Consider the following 1,592-nt stretch of genomic DNA (forward strand, 5'->3'; position numbering starts at 1 on the left):
GCCGCCTACCGGATGATCCAGAATAATCTGGACCCCGAAGTGGCCGAGCACCCGCATGCGCTCGTGGTGTACGGCGGCATTGGCCGCGCCGCGCGCAACTGGGAATGCTTCGACCAGATCCTCGCGTCGCTGAAGGACCTGAACGAAGACGAAACGCTGCTGATCCAGTCGGGCAAGCCCGTGGGCGTGTTCCGCACGCATGCGGACGCGCCGCGCGTGCTGCTCGCGAATTCGAACCTGGTGCCCCACTGGGCCACGTGGGAACATTTCCACGAACTCGACCGCAAGGGCCTCATGATGTACGGCCAGATGACGGCGGGCAGCTGGATCTACATCGGCTCGCAGGGCATCGTGCAGGGCACCTACGAGACGTTCTACTCGGTGGCGAACCAGCATTTCAACGGCGACCCGAAGGGCCGCTGGATTCTCACGGGCGGGCTTGGCGGCATGGGCGGCGCGCAGCCGCTCGCGGCCACCATGGCGGGCTTCTCGATGATCGCCGTGGAATGCGACGAGACGCGCATCGACTTCCGCCTGAAGACGCGCTACGTGGACCGCAAGGCCAAGACGATCGACGAGGCGCTCGCTATCGTCGAGGAAGCGAAGAAGACGGGCAAGCCCGTTTCGGTGGGCCTGCTCGGGAACGCGGCGGACGTGTTCGCCGAGTTCGTGAAGCGCGGCATCACGCCGGACTGCGTGACCGATCAAACCAGCGCGCACGACCCGATCAACGGCTACCTGCCGCAGGGCTGGACGGTGGAGCAGTGGCGCGAGGCGCAGAAGGTTGCGCCCGAAACCATCGTGAAGGTCGCGAAGGCATCGATGGCCAACCAGGTGCGCGCCATGCTCACGCTGCAAGAGCGCGGCGCGGCCACGCTCGACTACGGCAACAATATCCGCCAGATGGCGCTGGAAATGGGCGTGGAAAACGCGTTCGACTTTCCGGGCTTCGTGCCGGCATATATCCGTCCGCTGTTCTGCGAGGGCAAGGGTCCGTTCCGCTGGGTCGCGCTTTCGGGCGATCCTGAGGATATCTACAAGACCGATGCGAAGGTCAAGGAGCTCATTCCCGACGATCCGCACCTGCACAACTGGCTCGACATGGCGCGCGAGCGCATCGCGTTCCAGGGGCTGCCGGCGCGTATCTGCTGGGTGGGCGTGAAGGATCGTTACCGTCTGGGTCAGGCGTTCAACGAGATGGTCAAGAACGGCGAGCTGAAAGCGCCGGTCGTGATCGGCCGCGATCACCTCGACACCGGCTCGGTGGCGAGCCCGAACCGCGAAACGGAATCGATGAAGGACGGCTCGGACGCCGTGAGCGACTGGCCGCTGCTCAACGCGCTGCTCAATACGGCGGGCGGCGCGTCGTGGGTGTCGCTGCATCACGGCGGCGGCGTGGGCATGGGCTTCTCGCAGCACTCGGGCGTGGTGATCGTCGCGGACGGCACGCAGGCGGCGCATGAGCGTCTGGGCCGCGTGCTGCTCAACGACCCGGCCACGGGCGTGATGCGCCACGCGGACGCGGGCTACGAGCTTGCGCAGCAAACCGCGCGCGAAGCGGGCCTCAAGCTGCCGATGCTCGGCCGATGAGC

General features: G+C 66.3%; 1 protein-coding gene. It reads left to right on the forward strand.

What is annotated here, in order from left to right:
- On the forward strand, positions 1-1,590 hold a 1,590-nt coding region (gene hutU / locus C7402_RS46085), incomplete at its 5' end, for a urocanate hydratase (protein ID WP_244315129.1).
- Positions 1,591-1,592 lie beyond the last annotated feature (2 nt).

Source organism: Paraburkholderia unamae (genome assembly GCF_003096875.1).
In the GTDB taxonomy this organism is placed as follows: domain Bacteria; phylum Pseudomonadota; class Gammaproteobacteria; order Burkholderiales; family Burkholderiaceae; genus Paraburkholderia; species Paraburkholderia unamae.